19 protein-coding genes are annotated in these 17,281 nt (G+C 39.3%); 13 read left to right on the top strand and 6 right to left on the bottom strand.

Annotated features, from left to right (window positions below; genetic code table 11):
- Window positions 1–16: 16 nt before the first annotated feature.
- The 4 genes from LKW28_RS16445 to LKW28_RS16425 all read left to right on the top strand — a co-directional run bounded on the left by LKW28_RS16445 (window position 17) and on the right by LKW28_RS16425 (window position 2,795).
- The gene (locus LKW28_RS16445; protein ID WP_229141443.1) at window positions 17–544 is read left to right on the top strand and encodes a ubiquinol-cytochrome c reductase iron-sulfur subunit; all 528 of its coding nucleotides are present in this window, start codon (window positions 17–19) and stop codon (window positions 542–544) included.
- Window positions 545–724: 180 nt separating this feature from the next.
- The gene (locus LKW28_RS16435) at window positions 725–1,036 is read left to right on the top strand and encodes a hypothetical protein (protein WP_229141441.1); all 312 of its coding nucleotides are present in this window, start codon (window positions 725–727) and stop codon (window positions 1,034–1,036) included.
- Window positions 1,023–1,301: a hypothetical protein gene (locus tag LKW28_RS16430; RefSeq protein ID WP_229141440.1), complete on the top strand. Its 279-nt coding sequence runs from the start codon at window positions 1,023–1,025 to the stop codon at window positions 1,299–1,301. The genes LKW28_RS16435 and LKW28_RS16430 overlap by 14 nt, the downstream gene beginning before the upstream one ends.
- Entirely contained in the window at window positions 1,302–2,795 is a 1,494-nt protein-coding gene (locus LKW28_RS16425; RefSeq protein ID WP_229141439.1) for an MFS transporter, read from the top strand.
- A gap of 26 nt (window positions 2,796–2,821) precedes the next feature.
- Here LKW28_RS16425 and LKW28_RS16420 read toward each other — a convergent pair whose 3' ends face one another.
- Window positions 2,822–3,253 carry a GAF domain-containing protein gene (locus LKW28_RS16420; RefSeq protein WP_229141438.1) on the bottom strand — a complete coding sequence of 144 codons (432 nt, stop codon included), beginning with the start codon at window positions 3,251–3,253 and terminating at the stop codon, window positions 2,822–2,824.
- Window positions 3,254–3,559: 306 nt separating this feature from the next.
- Here LKW28_RS16420 and LKW28_RS16415 point away from each other — a divergent pair, with 306 nt between their 5' ends.
- The 3 genes from LKW28_RS16415 to LKW28_RS16410 all read left to right on the top strand — a co-directional run bounded on the left by LKW28_RS16415 (window position 3,560) and on the right by LKW28_RS16410 (window position 6,215).
- Window positions 3,560–4,291: a Crp/Fnr family transcriptional regulator gene (locus LKW28_RS16415; protein ID WP_229141437.1), complete on the top strand. Its 732-nt coding sequence runs from the start codon at window positions 3,560–3,562 to the stop codon at window positions 4,289–4,291.
- Window positions 4,292–4,551: 260 nt separating this feature from the next.
- Entirely contained in the window at window positions 4,552–4,686 is a 135-nt protein-coding gene (locus LKW28_RS23020; protein WP_267498032.1) for a hypothetical protein, read from the top strand.
- Between the two features lie 17 nt (window positions 4,687–4,703).
- Complete coding sequence (locus LKW28_RS16410; protein ID WP_229141436.1) at window positions 4,704–6,215, top strand: sodium:solute symporter family protein; 1,512 nt, start codon at window positions 4,704–4,706, stop codon at window positions 6,213–6,215.
- Window positions 6,216–6,372: 157 nt separating this feature from the next.
- On the opposite strand, the gene LKW28_RS16405 is transcribed toward LKW28_RS16410, so the two are convergent.
- Window positions 6,373–7,566 carry an MFS transporter gene (locus LKW28_RS16405; protein WP_229141435.1) on the bottom strand — a complete coding sequence of 398 codons (1,194 nt, stop codon included), beginning with the start codon at window positions 7,564–7,566 and terminating at the stop codon, window positions 6,373–6,375.
- 186 nt (window positions 7,567–7,752) lie between these two features.
- On the opposite strand from LKW28_RS16405, the gene LKW28_RS16400 reads away from it, so the two are divergent.
- Together LKW28_RS16400 and LKW28_RS16395 are read left to right on the top strand one after the other, a co-directional pair.
- Complete coding sequence (locus LKW28_RS16400; RefSeq protein WP_229141434.1) at window positions 7,753–9,183, top strand: DEAD/DEAH box helicase; 1,431 nt, start codon at window positions 7,753–7,755, stop codon at window positions 9,181–9,183.
- 194 nt (window positions 9,184–9,377) lie between these two features.
- On the top strand, window positions 9,378–9,827 hold the full coding sequence (locus tag LKW28_RS16395) for a YueI family protein (RefSeq protein WP_229141433.1): 450 nt from the start codon (window positions 9,378–9,380) through the stop codon (window positions 9,825–9,827).
- Window positions 9,828–9,903: 76 nt separating this feature from the next.
- Here LKW28_RS16395 and LKW28_RS16390 read toward each other — a convergent pair whose 3' ends face one another.
- From LKW28_RS16390 to LKW28_RS16375, 4 genes are read right to left on the bottom strand one after another with little or no spacing between them, the layout of a single operon-like run.
- Window positions 9,904–10,506 carry a response regulator transcription factor gene (locus LKW28_RS16390; RefSeq protein WP_229141432.1) on the bottom strand — a complete coding sequence of 201 codons (603 nt, stop codon included), beginning with the start codon at window positions 10,504–10,506 and terminating at the stop codon, window positions 9,904–9,906.
- The gene (locus LKW28_RS16385) at window positions 10,503–11,639 is read right to left on the bottom strand and encodes a sensor histidine kinase (protein ID WP_229141431.1); all 1,137 of its coding nucleotides are present in this window, start codon (window positions 11,637–11,639) and stop codon (window positions 10,503–10,505) included. Before LKW28_RS16385 ends, LKW28_RS16390 begins: the two co-directional genes overlap by 4 nt.
- Entirely contained in the window at window positions 11,640–12,386 is a 747-nt protein-coding gene (locus LKW28_RS16380) for an ABC transporter permease (protein WP_229141430.1), read from the bottom strand. It abuts the gene before it with no gap.
- A gap of 1 nt (window position 12,387) precedes the next feature.
- Window positions 12,388–13,287 (bottom strand): ABC transporter ATP-binding protein, encoded by a 900-nt coding sequence (locus tag LKW28_RS16375; protein WP_229141429.1) that lies wholly within the window; start codon window positions 13,285–13,287, stop codon window positions 12,388–12,390.
- A gap of 238 nt (window positions 13,288–13,525) precedes the next feature.
- On the opposite strand from LKW28_RS16375, the gene LKW28_RS16370 reads away from it, so the two are divergent.
- From LKW28_RS16370 to LKW28_RS16355, 4 genes are all read left to right on the top strand, one after another.
- Window positions 13,526–15,028, top strand: a complete 1,503-nt coding sequence (locus tag LKW28_RS16370; protein ID WP_229141428.1) for an MFS transporter — start codon at window positions 13,526–13,528, stop codon at window positions 15,026–15,028.
- Window positions 15,029–15,168: 140 nt separating this feature from the next.
- Window positions 15,169–15,372 (top strand): hypothetical protein, encoded by a 204-nt coding sequence (locus LKW28_RS16365; RefSeq protein ID WP_229141427.1) that lies wholly within the window; start codon window positions 15,169–15,171, stop codon window positions 15,370–15,372.
- 1,098 nt (window positions 15,373–16,470) lie between these two features.
- Window positions 16,471–16,896 (top strand): hemerythrin domain-containing protein, encoded by a 426-nt coding sequence (locus LKW28_RS16360; RefSeq protein ID WP_229141426.1) that lies wholly within the window; start codon window positions 16,471–16,473, stop codon window positions 16,894–16,896.
- A gap of 39 nt (window positions 16,897–16,935) precedes the next feature.
- A complete protein-coding gene (locus LKW28_RS16355) occupies window positions 16,936–17,247 on the top strand; it encodes a hypothetical protein (RefSeq protein WP_229141425.1) in 312 nt (103 codons plus the stop codon).
- Window positions 17,248–17,281: the final 34 nt, after the last annotated feature.

Below are 17,281 nucleotides of genomic sequence, written 5' to 3'. Positions count from 1 at the left end.
CTAAGGAGTGATGGGAATGCCATCTGATAAAAATAATCAAATCCCTTTCAATGAGGATAATTACACGCATAATATTAACCGCAATAATGAACGAAGCCTTGATCGCCGTGGCTTCATGAAGACATTGGTTGGGGCCGCAGGAGTGTTTGCGATTTCGTCTTTGCCATGGGGTGCTGTGGCTGCAAAGGAATTAATGGGACTTGGGGATAAAGAATATCCCCATAAAAAAATTATTGATGTAAGTAAATTGGCTGTCGGGGATTCAACAAATTTTACTTTCCCCGGTGATCATGATGATGCGATTTTAATTAGGCTTTCAGATAACAAATATGTAGCCTATCAAAATGCATGTACCCATCTTCGTTGCCCTGTCTTTTGGGTGAAGGAGGAAGGACAAATGGTTTGTCCTTGCCATCATGGATTCTTTGATGCCCAAACGGGTGCACCAACAGCTGGTCCGCCTCGACGTCCATTGCCTGAAATTCAGGTGAAGGTGGAGAACGGTGCTGTTTATGCGGTAAGGGTGAAACGTTATGAAGCGTAGTTACCAAGGTGTACTCATCCTTTCCGCGCTCTTGTTATTAAATATTATATTTACACAAAAAATGGTTCACCAATTTTTTTACGAGAACTATGTAAATACACTCATTTTTTGCGGCTTAAACATTGTGTTGTTTCCGGTCGCATGGATTGTCTATAAAAAGTTAAAAAAGGCGTGACATACATGAACAACGAAACCTATCTTGATTTTTGTTTTATAAGAGAGGCAACCGGAAATTTCACAGAAGAAGTCAATGAGCTCTTAACTAAGCTTTTTAAGGGGATACGGTTGAACTGGTATTTGGAAGAAAAGACGGAGGAAGGCATTGCAATTGTCATTGCAGAAGTAAAGGGCATGAGCAAGTGGCAGTCAGAGGATGACGCGATTGAATACATCGAAACGCATGCGGAACGTACCTTTTGGTCCTATCTTCAAGGCTATAAAATGTTCATCTATCCCGCAAAGAAGGGGTGCAGCAGCTGTGGAGTTAACTGAAATGAAAAGCTTAGAATCGTTTATTTTGGGTGATGTGGAAGTCTCCATTTTAGATGAAGACGGGGATGACAAAGCCCCGTTTGTTAAAAAGAAAATTATTAAAACGGAGCTTTGTCCAGATGGGACCCATCTCCGCATTTATTTTGATCGGCTCCAGTTTTTTGCTGTTCCATTAACAGCAGAGGCAGCGATAAGTGATGATATTTGGTCGGCCTATGACCAGCAAGCGGGATTAACTTATGTTGTAAAAAAGGGAGTGGTTTAAGTGGTTAGGAAAATTCAGCTTCCCTTACAAACATTAAACCTTGTTGTAGGCTTTATGGTCTGGGTGCTTATTTCATCTCTTTTACCGTTTATGAAAGAGGATATTGCAATCCCAGCGAATCAAATAGCATTGGTCACTGCAATCCCCGTTATCCTGGGCTCGATTTTGCGGATTCCACTTGGATATTACGCGAATCAATTTGGGGCAAGGAAAATCTTTTTACTCAGTTTTATCCTATTATTGTTTCCAGTTTACTATATTAGTATAGCGGATTCAGTAACCGACCTATTAGTTGGAGGGCTCTTCCTTGGGATCGGGGGCGCGGTTTTCTCAGTTGGGGTAACATCATTACCTAAATATTATCCGAAGGAAAAACACGGTTTTGTGAACGGAATCTATGGAGCAGGGAACCTTGGAACAGCGATATCAACGTTTGCAGCACCTGTCATTGCAACAAAAATTGGTTGGTCTTTAACCGTTCAATTATATTTAATCGTACTTGCGGTTTTTATCGCAGGAAACTTCTTATTAGGAGACAAAAAGGAAGTAAAAGTTCAAACCCCATTGATGGAACAAATCAAGGGTGTCTATAAAAACGAAAAACTTTGGCTGTTAAGTCTATTCTATTTTATCACATTTGGATCATTCGTTGCTTTTACCATCTATTTGCCTAACTTTTTAGTCGAGAACTTTGGTTTAGATAAGGTAGACGCAGGGGTTAGAACGGCTGGATTTATCGTGCTCGCGACCTTAATGCGTCCAATCGGCGGATGGCTGGCAGACCGTTTCAATTCTCTAAAACTCTTAATGTTTGTGTTTGGGTGCTATACCGTGTCTGCAATGATTTTATCGTTTGCTCCATCAATTGGCTGGTACACCATCGGATGTCTAACCATTGCCTTCTGTGCAGGGATGGGAAATGGAGTTATTTTTAAATTAGTACCAATGTATTTCCAAAAGCAAGCCGGAATTGTGAATGGGATTGTTTCTGCAATCGGCGGCCTTGGTGGATTTTTCCCGCCTATTCTGTTAGGGATCCTCTACCATGTCAACGGCCACTACGCAATTGGCTTTATGGCGTTATCTGAGGTGGCATTAGCAAGCTTAATTCTTGTCATATGGATGTACTATAATGGAAGGATGGAGCTTTCAAAGCAGGTTATCGACCATACGATCGAAGGAATAATGGTGACAGATTTGCATGGGAAAATTATTTCCGTGAATCCATCTTTTACAACTATTACAGGCTTTACGGCAGAAGAAATTATTGGGAAAACGCCAAATGTCCTTAAATCTGGTAAACAATCAAATGAATTTTACGAGGAGCTCTGGAGAAAAATCGAAACAGAAGGCTTCTGGCAAGGTCAAATCTGGAACAAGCGCAAGGATGAATCAACGTACTTACAATGGCTTACAATCAGTGCGATTAAAAATGAATCCGGGGATATTGTGCAATACGCGGGAATGTTTAGTGATATGACCGGAAATAAATAAATGAAAAATGAATCCTATTGCGGGATTCATTTTTTAATTTCAGCTATCTCATCTGCCATTTTTTTTACGAAGTCCACTTGCTCCGGTGTGTATTTTACTTCGGTTCGTGAGCCGATTAGAAGGACCCCACTAACCTTACCATTCATATGAATCGGGACAGCCACTGCTGAAACCAGGTTTTCGGCAAGCATGATTGGATACTGAAGTCGAGTACGTTGCCGATCAGGTGTATCAGTGTCCAAAATCATTGTTGTACCAAAACGGACAACTGATCCTGATAGTCCTTTGCCAGGCCGAATCACCATATTTTTAAAACGATTATTTGTAAAACCGTGTGCATGTTCCCAGCGGATTGTCTGATTTCCTTGATCAACATATGCAATCGCAGAGAAATCACTAGAGGTATTTGTACACAAATCACGAAGTTTTTTCTCAATTTCCACTTGTATCGCTTCCAAGAGTATCTCTCCTCGACCACTGATGGTGATTAATTTATATCAACGTAAAGAATTCTTATCTACTTATCTTATTGTAAATCTTTTTAATGGGGTTGTATGTCAGGGAATTCCCTTAACTTTATGGTCAAAAAAGATGAACTTTACATCCTGATTAGGGGGATTTCCTAATAAGTGTGTTTAGCTTAGGGAAAAACACTGGAGTGGAAATAGGGGATTTACGAAGAAAAGTTCAGGAGTTCCCCCGATACCCTGTTTTCACTATTAGCCGTATGATTATAGTATAAAGTCATGTCGGGGGGATTCAAAATGGCAATGATTATTCAGGAACTAAATAACGAGATTCCTCACATAGAATCCATTAATGAAAGCATCGAACAATTTCTATCTGAAGAAAATTTAAATAAATTACAAAGCATTATGCGTATTCGAAAAGTTGCGGCAGGTACTCACCTTTTTTGGGATGGTGAGGAAGCTGAAAAAATGTACTATATAATCTCTGGACGAGTGAAGCTTCGTGCATCCTCGGAACGAGGAAAGGACTTCTTATTATCCATTAAAGAAAAGGGAAGTCTAATTGGAGAATTTGGTGGCTTTACAGAAAAACTATACTACAATTACCGTGCAGATGTAGAAGAGGCAGCTGAGATCGGCATTATCCATATGAGTGATCTAAAAAAATTATTATACCAATTCGGCAATTTTGCAGTCGAATTCATGGGTTGGATTGGCTGGACACAGCGTATCATGCAAAACAAATTGTACGATTTCCTATTTCTAGATAAGCAAGGTGCACTAGCATCGACAATAATCAAACTAACCACAACACACGGGGTCAAATGCAAGGATGGGATTCTCATCACAATCGAATTAACAAACAAGGATTTAGGTGATTTCATCGGCACCACCCGAGAAAGTGTCAACCGCCTCTTAAACGGATGGAAACGCGAAGGAATCGTCGAAATGTACGATCATAAAATTGTCATTTACCGCATCGACCGTCTCTACGAAATTTGTGAGTTTACGGGTGGCGTGCATTAAGGGAGCATCCACCAAAGATTTTTTAAGACAATTCCAAATAATATTATCCGAAAAAAGGACAGCATACAGTGCTGTCCTTTTTATTTTTTTAAAATTAGTCAGATAATCTAATAATTTATAACATTGACAAACTTTTGTATTAGGAATAATATTACCCTTATTATTCTATTTTAAGAATACTATTTTTGGAAAGTATTTGTGGTTTCCGTTAGTTATTAATGGATGGAAATCAGATGAAAAATCATAAGGAGGGATTTCGTATGTTTATAGCAATGATGTTTTGGGTTGGAGTCATGGTGTTTAGTGTAGTGTTAAATACATTTCTTTGCTATAAGGTTGAAAAATCAGGTGTCAAACGTTGGGGCGCAACCGGAAAGTTATTTAAATATAAATAGGAAAGTGGGGGAAATTGATGGTTTGGTACATAGCAGTATTTGCTTTTTACATTGTGTTTCTCGTGTGGGCAAATATTAAAAGTCTTAAGGCGGCAGAATCAATTGATGATTTTGCGATCGGCGGCCATAGAATGGGCTTGTTAATGAGTATCGGTACTACAACCGCTACTTGGGTAAGTGTGGCTTCGGTTATTGGAATTCCAGGATATTTATATAGCACAGGGGTAGCAACGATTATAGGCTGGGTGGCCGGTTGGGCCTTTGGCGGAGCATTACTCCCTCTTGTCGCCTACAAAGTCAGAAGGCCAAAAGTGCCAGCAAGGACATTTCCGGAATTTGTTCGGTTCAGATTTGAACCATTTAAGAAAAAGAGCTCACTTCAAGCTTTGGTCGGAATTTTAATGTTTATCGGTTATTTACTCTTAGTTAATATTCAGGTTACAGGTTTCGGCATTGTGTTTTCCACAATCACAGGTATTAAATATGAAATTGCTATTTTTGGTTTCTTACTATTTATTCTATTAACAAGCCTGGGCGGATTCTGGTCAGTTGCAGCAACAGATACTTTGAACACACTACTTATTATGATTGGGGTTATTTTAGCGGCTGGTGTTGTTTTGGTACTAACTGGCGGAATGACCAATATCCTTGATACACTTGCAACTACGACAGCACCTACTATTGTTGGGGGACCTGAACTTGAAACAGGAATCCTTCTGTCCCCAGTTGGATCTTTTGGTCTGGGAGCATTGTTCTCAATCTTCATTTCTAACTCACTTGGAACTCCATCTTCACCACACTGGGTTGCAAGAATGATGGCACCAAAAAATATCAAAATTGCAATCTTGCAGATTATGGGCACCATATTTTTATTGATTTTCATTATGGGAACACTTATCATCGTTGGTCTTGGTGCAAAAGTGTTAATACCTAGCTTACCTGTTGGGAAAACAACAGATTATATTGTTCCATTGCTGATCCAAGAGTATATGCATCCATTTATTGGTGCGGTTATACTTATCGCAATTTGTGCGGCAGCAATATCAACTGCTAACTCAATGCTTTTACACTGTGCAACGTCACTTTATTATGATGTATATTTAAACATTTTTTCGAAAAAGGTGTCTGACAAAGGATTTAGAAATTGGCTGCGACTAAGTATTTTTAGTATTGCAATCGTCGCCGTATTACTTGCCATTAAACCACCGTGGTTTATTGCAATGGGCTTCACTTATGTATATGGTGGCTTTGGAGCAGCTTTCTTCTTGGTTGTATTCTTTGGCTTATACTGGAAGAGGATGAACAAGGCTGGAGCTTATGCTGGAATTCTAATTGGTTCCGTAGTGTACATTATCGCAAAAGCGATGGAAGCTACGAATCCATTCGTCGTGGCAGTAACAGCTTCATTAATTGGAGTAATAATAGCAGTCTTTACTACTAAAAAACCACCTGTCGAAGCATATGAGCCTTATTTTAACGCGGAAGTTAGTGAATCGACTGATGCGTTGTATGCGAAGATTAGGGAATAAAAGAAGAGGGAAATACACGGAAACTATTGGAAGAATACTGTGTGGCCTGGGTTCTTAGTAAAAAATGTCCGAAATAAAGAAGGTGACCTACTTTGTAGGTCACCTTTTCACGTTTTATTAAAACAGGCATATTCGCTTGGTCAAGGGATTTGTCCAATTATATCACTGCTTTTACACGAGTTTTCGTTTTTGTGTTTTTTTGCCAAAGAATTGTGATGAGTAAAGTGACCATTAGGAGTAATAGTCCCAGCATAAATGGATAGATGATCTGCACATCATATAATAATCCGGCAAGTGTTGGGCCTAATATATTTCCAATGCTCATGTATGCGTTGTTCATCCCCATTGCAAATCCTTGTTCATTACCTGCAAGCTTTGAAATCAATGTGTTTAATACCGGACGCAGGATGGAAGTCGCAAGGAAGATGAGCAGCGAAATTCCAAAGAACAATTCAAAGCTATTCGCAAACAATGAAAGAAGGAATCCTAATGCCGCAACAGAAATAAAAATGTTTAAAATTTTTCCTTCTCCATAGCGTGTGACCATACGATCCACGACAAATAATTGAACAATTACACTGACAATTCCAGTTGATGTGACCATAATCGCGATTTCCTGTGGTGTTGCGTTGTATTGGTTATCAACAAACAGACCAATGACCGATTCAAAGGCCATTAAACCGAAGCTCATGACAAGTGTAATAACCAATGGAATGAAAAATGGCATCCGTACGGAGCGCAAGAGCTTTTTTGCCATGGTTTCGTCATCAACAGGCATAAAGCCTTCTACTTTTTGCTGACTTTCCTTTAATACCGCAAAGGAGAAAATAACCGAAACAAGTGAAACCAAAGCGGAAATTAAAAAAGGAAATTTAATACCATAGTCAGCTAAAAATCCGCCAATCCCAGGTCCCACTACAATTCCAAGCGACATAGCAGCAGATATATAGCTATTCCCTTTTGCGCGTTGTTCCATCGTTGTAATATCCGCAACGTAAGCAAATATAGCCGGAATAAGAAGAGCCGCACCTATTCCGCCGACAACACGAGATGCATACAGCAGCCAAATGGAATCCACGAAATAAAAAATAAACATGGAAAGTGTCAAACCCGATAGTCCGTATATAATCATTTTTCTGCGGCCAAATTGATCCGTCCACTTTCCAGCGATTGGTGAAAAAATAAATTGTGCTCCTGCAAAAATCGCAATCATGAGGCCAGCTGCTTTTCCACCCTCATTAATCGATTCAAGATAAGCAGGTAAAATGGGAATAATAATCCCAAAACTTCCGATTGCGATAAACATATTGATCATCAAAATGATCATTTTTTTCCGTTGATCCGTCGTCATCTATACACCTCTTTTATCTATTAGTAAGCAATTAATATTCAAACTTAGTTTTCAATAACTATACTAAGTTATTACAACTTAACCAAGAAGTCAAAGAGAATATGTACCAAAATTTCGACAAAGTTCAAAAAGACTAGCTTTTTGTAACAAAAGGTTATAATAAAAAGAAAAAACGAGGTAGTTTTGATGAACGGATTTGAACAATTTAAATTAAATGATGAAATTGTAAAAGCTCTTACTGGTTTGGGTTATAAAGCCCCGACAGAGATTCAAGCGAAGGTTATTCCTATTGCACTCATGAAAAAGGACATTGTTGGAAAATCGCAAACTGGAAGTGGGAAGACGGCGGCGTTTGCGATTCCAATTTGTGAATTGGTTGAGTGGGAGGAAAACAAGCCTCAAGCTTTGATTTTAACTCCGACAAGAGAGCTTGCTGCACAGGTGAAGGATGATGTGATCAATATCGGCCGTTTTAAACGAATCAAAGCGACCGCCATTTATGGAAAGCAGTCCTATGAGCGACAAAAGCTTGAGCTAAAGCAAAAGACACATGTTGTTGTCGGAACACCTGGAAGGGTGCTGGACCATTTACAAAAGGGGACCCTTCATGTCGAGAATCTAAAATTTTTGGTAATCGATGAAGCAGATGAAATGTTGAATATGGGTTTTATTGAGCAGGTTGAAGCCATTATTAAAGCACTGCCAGAGAATCGGGTTACAATGTTATTCTCGGCAACCTTACCAGAGGATATCGAAAATCTGTCCGTTCAATACATGAAATCACCAGTGCATATCGATGTAGAAAATATTACGAAATCAAACATACATCATTTTTTAATCCATACCGAGGAAGAAGACAAGCTTTCCCTTTTAAAGGATGTTACGATGGTAGAAAATCCGGATAGTTGCATCATTTTCTGCAGGACGCAGCAGGGTGTGGACGAATTGTACCGAAAGCTGGAAAAAGCCAATTATTCATGTGACAAGCTCCATGGCAATATGATCCAGGAGGATCGATTCGCCGTTATGGATGATTTTAAAAAAGGAAAATTCCGTTATCTAGTTGCTACCGATATCGCAGCAAGGGGGATAGACGTTGAAAATATTTCCCTAGTTATCAGCTTCGACGTACCCCAGGACAAGGAGCGGTATGTTCATCGAATCGGAAGGACAGGACGGGCAGGTAAAACAGGGAAAGCAATAACATTTGCAACATCGAATGAAGAAAATATAGTAAAAGAAATCGAAGAATACATTGGGGAGAAAATTAGCAGGATTGAACCTCCAAGCAGTGCTGAGGTTGCTCGTGCAAAATCGGCATTTGCAGAAAAAATGAATTCCAAGCCTCGACTCAAACACGATAAAACTGAGAAAATAAACAAAGATATTGTTAAGCTTTATTTTAATGGCGGAAAGAAAAAGAAGCTGCGAGTGGTCGATTTTGTGGGTACGATTGCAAAAATTCCTGGGGTTACTGCAGAGGACATTGGAATCATCACCATCCAGGAGAACGCAACCTATGTGGATATTTTAAACGGAAAAGGTCAGGTTGTTCTTGCGGCAATGAAACATACAACGATAAAAGGAAAACAGCTGAAAGTGCATATCGCACGATAAAAAATGGAGCGTCCGGGGGGATGCTCATTTTTTTAGTAATTTAACATTATATTCTTCCAATAATTTTTCCCTTTTTCGTTTGTAAATCCCTAAGATTTTCGAACATGGACGTGCAAGCCGGAATACTCATAAAAGGAGCAAGATATTGGTATAATGGGAAATAATGAAGATGAGCGATGAAGGGAAGGACAGATATGGCGAATCAGAATGTAGATGATTATCTTCAACAGGGGATACATGGAGCGAAGGAAATAAAGCCAGAAGAGCGAAAAAAATTTCTTGGAACTATTAGAGAACGAGTCGAATTTGTACTCACACAATCACAGGTTAGAGAAAATAAAGTATATCAGGAGATACAAGATGCTTGTAAAAAGAACAATGAAGTACATATGTACTTGAATGGCCATGTGGATTATCGCTTTTTGTCCAAATATGTGAAGCTAGCGAGTGCTAATAACATTGAATACACGATTGTCACAAACAAAGACAGCAATTCAGATCTTGGACTAGTACTCGCATTCGATCATGCAATTGACAAAGATGAGATCTATATTAATGAAAAAATAAAACCAATCCTGACACAGCAGAAAAAACCTGAAAAAAAAGGATTCTTCTCTTTCTTTAAAAAAAGCAAAAAAAAGTAGGCGGGTCTAAGAGACAGGTTCAGCGTCCCACCATAGTTCCCTGAGACAATGGACCTGTCTATCTGACCCAGCCGCCTTAAATCCATCTTTTTTCTTTGGCGACGGTGACGGCTTCGGTGCGGTTTTTGACGCCAAGTTTATTTATGATTTCGGATATATAGTTTCGGACGGTTCCAGGTGATAAAAACAATTGTGATGAAATTTCTTTTGAAGTTTTTCCTTCTGAAGCCAATCGCAGTACGTCCTGTTCACGCTCTGTTAACGGATTGTCTTCTTTCATGCTTCCAAAAATCAGTTCCGGTGCAAATTCGCGTTTTCCTTTCATCACACTCCGAATCGATTCCGCAAGCTCATCAACTGAGCCATCCTTTAGCATATACCCATGTACGCCAATTTTAACGGCTTGTTCAAAATAACCAGGGCGGGCAAATGTCGTTAATATGATGATTTTACTTGTGGAAAAATGCTTTTTTGCTTCTTCTGCTACTTCAAGACCACTCATATAAGGCATTTCGATATCCATTAAACAAACATCAGGCTGAAGCGACAGGATCAGCTTCAACGCTTCTTTGCCATTCGAGGCCTCCCCAACAATTTCAATATCTTCCTCAAAATCTAGTAAAGATCCTAAAGCGCCCCTAAGCATCCCTTGATCCTCGGCGATCATTACTCTAATCAAGAACCCACACCAGCCTTTTTCTCTTTAGCGATTATTGGAATCGTAATCATTAATTTCGTTCCATTTTGTGAGATGACTTTTACAAAACCATCGATTAAGCGTAATCTTTCATTAATTCCTTTTAACCCGTTACCATCTCGAACATTTTCATTTAGTCCTTTTCCATTGTCATGGATGGAAAGCTCAATTTCGCCTGGATGATTCAATAGCCGGACAGCACAATTCTTGGCTTGGCTATGTTTGACGACATTTGTAATACCTTCCTTCAGGCATAAGCTAAGGATATTTTGAGTGAGCAACGGGATATTCTCAAGCTTTGAGTCTCCATCGAATGTGAATGAAATGCCTGCTGCGTGTAAAATTGACTCCGTTTCAATGAGTTCTTCGGCGACCGTTATGGCCCTCATGTCGGATACTAATTCTCTTACTTGTCTTAGTGCAGAGCGGGATGTTCGTTCAATTTCCTTCGTCTCGAACTTTGCTTTTTCAGTATCCTTACTAATCAATTTATGGACGAGTTGACTTTTTAGGGTAATCATTGATAGCGTATGTCCTAACGTATCGTGAAGGTCTCTTGCAATCCTCATTCGTTCTTCACGCTTCACAAGCTCCTCAATTTGTTCATTCGCTTCTTCAAGCTTTTTTTCAAGTTCCATACGGCTATTCATTGAGCGAATACCAAAAGGGGAAATGAGCATAATGATCATAAAAATTGAATAAAAGTAAATCGTCTCGATAATCAAGGTATCCCACTTAACAAGAAATGGAATGATAATTGCAAGTCCAAACAACCCCAATGCACGATAAAATGACAGCTTGCTCTGATACCATCCAATAAAATGGGCCGAAAAAAATCCTAAAAATAAATTGTACAGATTATAAGAGATTGCAAGAATTAAAACGATAATAATTTGCACAACAAACCAAAATGTGTATGAATTTTTATCGAATGTATTATAGAGTTGCCGATAGGTTACGAGAAACAACAGCAACAGCCCAATCCCCAAAGTCTGTTTCCATCCTTGCTCAATTGAAATGTAGTATGCCGGCATAAAAAGATAGATAAGAAAGACATAAGGGAAGAACCCATACCTCGCAGGAAAAGCCCTAAACTCCTTTAGTTTTTGAAGCATTCAGCTTACCACCGCCACTTCCTGTTTTCTCCTTGTATATCCTGATATTACCATGAAAAGGAATAGATACCCAACCAAAAGAATGATATTAAGCCAGTCTGGATGGCCGCCGCGGACAATTTCCCATGCACCACTTCCGAAATGGTAAGACGGAAGCCATTTTCCAATCGATTGTATGAAGTTTGGCATTACCTCCATCGGCATCCACATGCCGCCACTAATAGCAAGAACCATATAAATCATATTTGAAACGCCAGCTGCTGTATCCACTCTTTTCATTGTTCCAACAAGAGTTCCCAATGCAAGAAATGGCAATGAGCCGAATAAAATCCATAATCCAGACATGATCCACTCTGATGCAGAGAGAGATACCCCATTTATGAGTGCACCAGCTGTAAAAATAATGAGGATTGAAAAAATATGAATCACCGTTTGACCGAACATTTTTGCAGCAAAATATGCTTGGTCAGATAACGGGGTAATTCTCATAAACATGGACCAGCCTTGTTTTCTTTCCTCAACAAGCCGAATGCCAAGTGTTAAAATTGCAGATCCCATCACACTAAACGTCGTCATTGACATTAAATAATGTGCCTTCCATAACTGATGATCATCTAATCCTGAGTTGAAAATTCTCGTAAAAACAAAGTAAAAAGCGATTGGCATGAATAGCGACCAAAACACATAATATGGATTACGGAAAATCCGTAATATCTCAGCCTTACATTGCATGAAAAAACCATTCATTTTAGATAGCCTCCCTTTTTTCGACTAATTGTTCAAATGCATCCTCAAGACGACCTCGTTCTATTTCGATATGTTGGACGGGAAGCTTTCGGTCAAATATGGACGCCAAAACAGCATCAGTATTGTCCGTTAATACATAGATTCGACCATTTTTTTCATATACATCTGTTACATGTGCAATGTTTCTTATTTCTTCAAAGCTTATTACTGAAATAGGAGTAAACGAGACTGATTGTTTTAACAGTTTGGCTTTAATATTTTGAGGGGTTCCATCTCCAATGATTTTTCCTTTGTCAAAAAGAATCACTCGTTCGGCAATATCATCAGCTTCCTGTAAATAATGTGTTGTAAAAAGGATCGTTTTGCCACGCATTTTTAACTCGTTTACAGTGTTCCAGAATAATTTTCTTGAAGTCACATCCATGCCAACTGTCGGTTCATCAAAAAATAGTACATCGGGGTTTCCTGCCATTGCGAGGGCAAAGCCAAGGCGCCGTTTTTGACCGCCAGAAAGCTTATTGGCCCGTTTTTGTAATTCATCCTTCGTAAATCCAGTGAACGTAACTAATTCCTCATAGGATAAAGGTTGAGGATAATAGCTCCTGAAAAGCTGAATAATCTCCCGCACTTTTAAAGCGTCAATCACACTTACCTCCTGAAGCAAGGCACCAATTTTTTCACGGGTGGTTTTCTCCTTCGGTGATTGCCCGAATAACTCTACACTTCCATCTGATGGCTCTAATAAACCTAACATCATCATCATCGTTGTTGTTTTTCCCGCACCATTTGGTCCAAGAATAGCGACAACTTCACCTTTTTGAATTGAAAAAGAAATTTGATCAACAGCTTTTTTATTTTTAAACAACTTACTAACCTGAAGTAACTCAATAATCGGTTCCATATAAAACACCTCCACCATCATTGTAAAACGCCCCAACAATCCCGATTAGTGTATAAAGTCATCAACTCACATGACAATTGTCATCCGGGTCGTGGTGACAGGTTCCGCGTCCCACCGTAAATTTTCTGGGGTCAATGGACCTGTTCCTCTGATCCGCAAAAAAAGTATGTTTGATTTTCGTGTAATTCCGTAAACTAGGAAAAATACTTGAGGAATGTTTGGAGGAGGAGTTCAAGGTATGAAGACACAAAAGTTGCAGCTGCCACTTCAAACTGCAAGCTTGGTTGTTGGGTTTATGGTTTGGGTGATTCTGTCTTCCCTGATGTCTAGTATCAAGCAGGATATTCCATTAACAGATACCCAAACGGCAATGGTCACCGCCGTTCCTGTCATTTTAGGATCTTTGTTACGAATATTATTAGGCTATTGGACAAATCGATATGGTGCTAGATGGTTATTTTTCATTGGATTTATCATCCTAATATTTCCAATTTTTTATATTAGTAAGGCTGATTCGATGTTCGATTTAATTCTTGGCGGGCTTATTATTGGGGTAGGGGGAGCCTTGTTCTCAATTGGGGTTACCTCGTTGCCGAAGTATTATCCGAAGGAACGTCACGGATTTGTGAACGGGATATATGGTGCAGGAAATATTGGAACAGCGATCACATCCTTTGCCGCACCAGTGCTCGCAGTGAACATCGGGTGGCAAAGTACGGTTCGATTATTTCTTATACCAGTTATCCTATTTGCCCTCTTAAATTTTTTACTTGGTGACCGCAACGAACCTAAAGTGAACAAGGCGCTGAGTGAACAGATTAAAAGTGTATATAAAAATGAAAAGCTTTGGTTTCTCAGCTTGTTCTATTTTGTAACGTTTGGTTCGTTTGTTGCGTTTACCGTGTATTTACCAAATTTTTTAGTCACTCATTTTGGATTAACAACGGTTGACGCGGGATTGCGAACGGCTGGATTTATCACATTGGCGACCCTTCTGCGACCGGTTGGAGGTTGGCTTGGTGATAAATTTAATCCATATTTAATTTTGTTTATTGTCTTTAACGTCATTACTTTTGCAGGAGTGCTCCTGGCATTTACACCTAATATCGTTTTATACACCCTTGGTTGCCTGCTCGTTTCGATTTGCGCTGGCATCGGAAATGGGACGATTTTCAAGCTTGTCCCATACTATTTTTCAAAGCAAGCCGGGATTGTCAACGGAATCGTATCGGCAATGGGCGGATTAGGCGGATTCTTCCCGCCACTCGTTCTTTCAATTGTATTCGGTATGACAGGGCACTACGCGATTGGATTTATGTCACTTGCCATGTTTGCCCTATTAAGCTCTGTATTTGTTGTGTGGATGTTCTACACAGAAAAAATCCAGACCGAAGCAAAACTTATCGAGAATGTTGCCCAAGGGATGATGGTCACAAATTCAAAGGGTATCATCCAAAAAGTCAATCATGCGTTTACTACTGTTACTGGATTTGAGCCGGAGGAAGCAATTGGAAGTACGCCAAGCATCCTGCGCTCCGGAAAGCATGATTCAGCCTTTTACGATCAGATGTGGGAGTCAATACGGAGTAAAGGCTACTGGCAGGGGGAAATTTGGAATCGGCGAAAAAACAAAGAGCTCTATCTAGAATGGCTGACCATCAGTGAAGTGAAAAATGAGGCGGGTGAGGTTAAATACTATGTTGGCCTATTTAATGATTTAACTGAAAAAAATGATACGTAAACAAGGGCCGGGGGTGAACTCGGCTCTTGCTGATGTTCTACAATAATTGAGAAAACCTAAGTAAAGAAGCAAATCCCCGATCGAAGAAGCAAATATCACAATTAAGAAGCAAATCGCGGATCGAAGAAGCAAATATCAAAATGAAGATGCAAATCGCCGATCGAAGAAGCAAATATCAAAATGAAGATGCAAATCGCGGATCGAAGAAGCAAATATCACAATTAAGAAGCAAATCCCTGATCGAAGAAGCAAATATCAAAATGAAGAAGCAAATCCCCGATCGAAGAAGCAAATATCAAAATGAAGATGCAAATCCTCGATCGAAGAAGCAAATATCAAAATGAAGATGCAAATCCTCGATCGAAGAAGCAAATATCAAAATGAAGATGCAAATCGCGGATCGAAGAAGCAAATACCAAAATGAAGATGCAAATCCTCGATCGAAGAAGCAAATATCAAAATGAAGAAGCAAATCCCCGATCGAAGAAGCAAATATCAAAATGAAGATGCAAATCCCCGATCGAAGAAGCAAATATCAAAATGAAGATGCAAATCCTCGATCGAAGAAGCAAATATCAAAATGAAGATGCAAATCGCGGATCGAAGAAGCAAATACCAAAATGAAGATGCAAATCCTCGATCGAAGAAGCAAATATCAAAATGAAGAAGCAAATCCCCGATCGAAGAAGCAAATATCAAAATGAAGATGCAAATCCCCGATCGAAGAAGCAAATATCAAAATGAAGATGCAAATCCTCGATCGAAGAAGCAAATATCAAAATGAAGATGCAAATCGCGGATCGAAGAAGCAAATACCAAAATGAAGATGCAAATCCTCGATCGAAGAAGCAAATATCAAAATGAAGAAGCAAATCCCCGATCGAAGAAGCAAATATCAAAATGAAGATGCAAATCCCCGATCGAAGAAGCAAATATCAAAATGAAGATGCAAATCCTCGATCGAAGAAGCAAATATCAAAATGAAGATGCAAATCGCGGATCGAAGAAGCAAATACCAAAATGAAGATGCAAATCCTCGATCGAAGAAGCAAATATCAAAATGAAGAAGCAAATCCCCGATCGAAGAAGCAAATATCAAAATGAAGAAGCAAATCCCCGATCGAAGAAGCAAATATCAAAATGAAGATGCAAATCCCCGATCGAAGAAGCAAATATCATAATTAAGAAGCAAATCCCTAATCGAAGAAGCAATTATCAAAACTAAAGCGCAATTCCGCGAACTAAAACGCAATTACAGAAAATAAGGCGCCATTCCACAATTCGAATCGATAACCCCACCTCAAAAGTTCATATCGGACTAACTTTGGTGCTCTTAATTGTGACATTTTTAAGGAATTACAAGCATAGGAGTTTAAGTAGTATCTAGTTGGAAAGGATTATGAAGATAGTTCTATTTTTTCATTAAAGAAAGGATGATTGTAATGGCAACAGGACCAAGTTTACGAAAAACGGATGCTCATTCAGCTATTCACGAGGCGGCTTTACATGAAGCGAAGGAGCTCCGCAATATATTCCGGAAGTGTGTTGAGGAGGGGGATAAGGCGAAAGCACTTCAGGTAGCTGAGGTTGCAATCGACCATTGGGAATCTCGAACACTGAAACATGCCGATTCTGAGGAAGAAGGTTTATATAAAGAATTAAAGGATAAAGATCCGAAGCTTGAAAAATTGATCAATCAATTAACACGTGATCATGATTTAATGCGCCGCATCGTTGCAACGATGAAGAAAAGCCTGGAGACCGAAGAGGCCGATCACAGAATGATACCTCTCCTAGACAGCTTAATCATTATTGATGAAATCCATAACGATGATGAAATGAATAAATTGCTAGCGGGTAACGAATAATAAAATGAAAAATTAGGAAACAGAGGAAAGGGGATGAAAATGGGTAAAAAAGATGCAATTGAGGAAAAACTGATGCGATTTGCGGCACCAAATCTATATCAAAAGCTGGTCGATACTTTTTTCGCATATAACATTCACTCTTATGATATCTATGCAACTGTGGTCAAGCAGAAGGAAGGCTTTGATCTGACATTGCGATTCTCTCAATCATTTTCTCAATCTGTCACAGCCTTTGTAAGCTTTGAACAAGCAAAGAATCCAGATGAAGAGATTATTTCTTTTTTCAAAGAAACAGCTGAAAAATGTAAGAATCAGTTGATTTCCGACTATTACAAGATGATCAAGCTATAGCGGCACAGTTCTCTATATCTAGCTTCAGCGCCTA

The sequence above is a fragment of the Bacillus sp. REN16 genome, assembly GCF_020731355.1.
In the GTDB taxonomy this organism is placed as follows: Bacteria; Bacillota; Bacilli; order Bacillales; family Bacillaceae_L; genus Ferdinandcohnia.
Note: the sequence above shows the minus strand (reverse complement) of the source record. Positions and strands in the feature narration are given on the sequence as shown.

Coding starts and splice junctions, on each gene's coding strand:
- LKW28_RS16445 (WP_229141443.1), top strand. CDS start 17: ATGCCATCTGATAAAAATAATCAAATCCCTTTCAATGAGGATAATTAC.
- LKW28_RS16435 (WP_229141441.1), top strand. CDS start 725: ATGAACAACGAAACCTATCTTGATTTTTGTTTTATAAGAGAGGCAACC.
- LKW28_RS16415 (WP_229141437.1), top strand. CDS start 3,560: ATGGCAATGATTATTCAGGAACTAAATAACGAGATTCCTCACATAGAA.
- LKW28_RS23020 (WP_267498032.1), top strand. CDS start 4,552: ATGTTTATAGCAATGATGTTTTGGGTTGGAGTCATGGTGTTTAGTGTA.
- LKW28_RS16410 (WP_229141436.1), top strand. CDS start 4,704: ATGGTTTGGTACATAGCAGTATTTGCTTTTTACATTGTGTTTCTCGTG.
- LKW28_RS16405 (WP_229141435.1), bottom strand. CDS start 7,566: ATGACGACGGATCAACGGAAAAAAATGATCATTTTGATGATCAATATG.
- LKW28_RS16400 (WP_229141434.1), top strand. CDS start 7,753: ATGAACGGATTTGAACAATTTAAATTAAATGATGAAATTGTAAAAGCT.
- LKW28_RS16395 (WP_229141433.1), top strand. CDS start 9,378: ATGGCGAATCAGAATGTAGATGATTATCTTCAACAGGGGATACATGGA.
- LKW28_RS16385 (WP_229141431.1), bottom strand. CDS start 11,639: ATGCTTCAAAAACTAAAGGAGTTTAGGGCTTTTCCTGCGAGGTATGGG.
- LKW28_RS16380 (WP_229141430.1), bottom strand. CDS start 12,386: ATGAATGGTTTTTTCATGCAATGTAAGGCTGAGATATTACGGATTTTC.
- LKW28_RS16375 (WP_229141429.1), bottom strand. CDS start 13,287: ATGGAACCGATTATTGAGTTACTTCAGGTTAGTAAGTTGTTTAAAAAT.
- LKW28_RS16370 (WP_229141428.1), top strand. CDS start 13,526: ATGAAGACACAAAAGTTGCAGCTGCCACTTCAAACTGCAAGCTTGGTT.
- LKW28_RS16365 (WP_229141427.1), top strand. CDS start 15,169: ATGAAGATGCAAATCGCCGATCGAAGAAGCAAATATCAAAATGAAGAT.
- LKW28_RS16360 (WP_229141426.1), top strand. CDS start 16,471: ATGGCAACAGGACCAAGTTTACGAAAAACGGATGCTCATTCAGCTATT.
- LKW28_RS16355 (WP_229141425.1), top strand. CDS start 16,936: ATGGGTAAAAAAGATGCAATTGAGGAAAAACTGATGCGATTTGCGGCA.